The sequence below is a fragment of the Aeromicrobium sp. genome (assembly GCF_014378035.1).
In the GTDB taxonomy this organism is placed as follows: Bacteria; Actinomycetota; Actinomycetes; order Propionibacteriales; family Nocardioidaceae; genus Aeromicrobium.
In genome coordinates this window covers 1-2,653 of record NZ_JACMOM010000198.1, presented here as the reverse complement: position 1 = coordinate 2,653, position 2,653 = coordinate 1, and the positions used below count along the sequence as shown (strand labels likewise).

2 protein-coding genes are annotated in these 2,653 nt (G+C 63.2%); one reads left to right on the top strand and one right to left on the bottom strand.

What is annotated here, in order from left to right; all coding sequences use genetic code 11:
* Positions 1–179 precede the first annotated feature (179 nt).
* Positions 180–614 carry a recombinase family protein gene (locus H7290_RS10475; RefSeq protein ID WP_290513960.1) on the top strand — a complete coding sequence of 145 codons (435 nt, stop codon included), beginning with the start codon at positions 180–182 and terminating at the stop codon, positions 612–614.
* A gap of 585 nt (positions 615–1,199) precedes the next feature.
* On the opposite strand, the gene H7290_RS10470 is transcribed toward H7290_RS10475, so the two are convergent.
* Positions 1,200–1,982 (bottom strand): SDR family oxidoreductase, encoded by a 783-nt coding sequence (locus tag H7290_RS10470; protein WP_290513959.1) that lies wholly within the window; start codon positions 1,980–1,982, stop codon positions 1,200–1,202.
* Between the last annotated feature and the right edge of the window lie 671 nt (positions 1,983–2,653).

The following is a 2,653-nucleotide window of genomic DNA, read 5'->3' as shown; positions in this document are numbered from 1 at the left end:
TTCGTGTCCGTCGGGGCTCAGCTCGCGCGTGCGCGGCGGGTGCACGATGCCCGCGTTCAGGATCAGCCCGTCGATCTGCGGCAACTCCAGCAGCGCGTCCGCGGCACGGTGCGGCTAGTCACGTCTCCCAACGTACCCTGACCGTCTCATCCGTCGCCCGGTAGAGATTGGCCGACTGCATGAAGTTCTTGCGCCGGGGTGACACTCTGCTGGTCTACAGCACCGACCGGCTGGGCCGATCGATGACCGACGTCGTGACCCTCGTCGCTGAGCTGGGGAAGTGCAGCGTGGAGTTCAAATCGCTCACTGACCCGTTCGATACCACCACCCCGGGCGGTGAGCTGTTCTTCCACATCTGTGCCGCGTTCGCGCAGATGCACGGCCGCATTATCTCCGACCGCACCCGCGCCGGCCTCGCGTCCGCGAAGGCCCGCGGCCGGCTCGGCGGCCGGCCTACCGTGATGAGAGACGAACGCATCGAGGTCGCCCGGCGCATGCGCGCCGAGAAGGCGACTTGGGCGACCATCGCCCAAACGCTTCAGGTCGGAGTATCGAGCGTGCGCCGGGCCCTCGCTGACGGCGCCGACCAGCACGAATCGAAGGAGACACGATGACCGACGCTGCCGCCAGTAAAGACGAGGGTTTGACGCCATCGCGGGCAAGATGCTCGCGGATGAGTTTCGCGCAAGCGAGCAAGATCGCAAGTTCAAGCAGATGCTTGATGACCATATCGACGGCGTGACTTACGTCGAGGTCGTCGGGTGACCTACACCGGTGACGGACGGCTCTATGAGCCGATGGGAGACACCCCGCGACCAGGTTCAGCCGAGGGGCATTTCGCGGAGGAACGCGCGCGAGCTAGCTACACCGGGGAGACGCTGCCCGCGTCGATCGAAGAGCTGCACGTAAGGTCGGCGCTGCCCGAGGTCGAGCCGGCCCCTGGGCCGAAATCGACGCTCCGCTCGGCGAAATCAACTGAGTGGCGTCAAGCCTCAAGCAGATCAGATTCGACGTCCTCCTCGCGGCCTCGAAGGTAGACGCTGGCTGATTTGCGAGCCGGTCCCGGTTGAGGTCCGAACGACAAGGACTCAAACACCTGTCGGCAGAAGGTTCGGCCCGCTCCGGTGGGGCGGGCCGACCACCGCAACTCAAGCACAGCGACGGAAGGGCGACATGTGCGCGCCCTCCCGTCGCCAGTACTACATGGTGCGCGAGTCGCCGTACTCCACTCCGCCGGTAATCGACCAGCCGCCGTCGACCAAGTACACCTGTCCAGTGATAAACGACCCCTCACGCAGGAGGAATGCGACCGCAGCCGCCAGTTCGGTGGGCTGACCCCACCGGCCCAAAGCCGTCGTGCCTGAGCTTGATGCTGCCCCTGCGGGCGTCGCCAACGTTGCCGCGTTTATTGAGGTTTCGATTGTTCCTGGTGCCACCACGTTGGCGAGGATTCCCTGACGGCCATATTCGACGGCGGTCTGACGGGTCAGCGCCTCGACCGCCCCTTTGGCTGCGGAGTAAGACGCAAGGCCCTGCAGGCCACGGTGGGCCGCGAGTGACGAGATGTTGACGATCCGGCCACCACCGCGCTGGATCATCACTGGGATGACCGCGCGCATGCCGAGCCAGACGCCCTTGGCGTCGACCCCCAAGACGTGATCCCAGGCCGCCTCGGTCAGGTCGACGGCGGTGTCCGGGCTCATCCTATTGACGACCCCAGCGGCGGCGGCCAGGTAGTCGACGCCCCCGAGCTCGGCCGTGACCTCAGCGATGAGACGCTCCCAGTCCGCGGCCTTGCTGACATCGATGGATTTACTGACAGCTTTGCCACCCGCAGCGGTGATCGTGGTCACTGTCTCCACTGCGCCGAGCAGGTCGACACAGACCACGGCGACGCCGTCCGCGGCAAGTTTGAGGGCGGTGGCCTGACCGATCCCCCCGAACGCACCGGTGACGATAGCGACCTTCTGCGAAGTGTTCATGCCGAACTCCTGTTCCGTGAGACGCAGCCAGGACCAGAGGTGGCACACACTTATTGCCACAAGTAAGTTCCGCGGCCGTTGGCCAGATAGTATGCATATTTTGCACTGATCTGCAATATTACCTTGAGCTTGAGACCAGTCGACCGTCCGGGACTTTAGACCATTGATTCACAGCATTAAACATGGGGCGGCCGACGGAGTAGATACTCTTCTGGCAGACGCTTAGTCATGCTCTTGCATCGATTCGCCGAGATTCAGTGATCGGTGTCCTTGAGGTGGCAAAGAGCCTGGACAAATGGCTGCGCGTAACACTCTCGAGGCGCTCGCTGCTGAATGTCCCACAGCTTGTAGGACAATTGTTCAGCGGCCTGTTGGACAATTACGCGAGTTCTCAACAGGCACGCCGAGATGCCGTTCCCGGAGAGGGTTCCTCATCAGATGCCCATTCTGCAGCGTTTACAAGGGGCGCGTGTGCGAGTTGGTGCTCCGGCTGGCTGCCATGCTTCCGCGGGGCTTCTGGAAGACCTACGCTACTTGTCCGCGAAGAAGGCTGAGTCCGTTGGCCACAAGTCTCCGCCCATTGTCGTTTGAGCCTTGATGAGGTCCTTAGGATGTTCGCTACCGACAACCCACATGGCCCCGACGAGGAAGAGACCAGGCTCGATACTCTC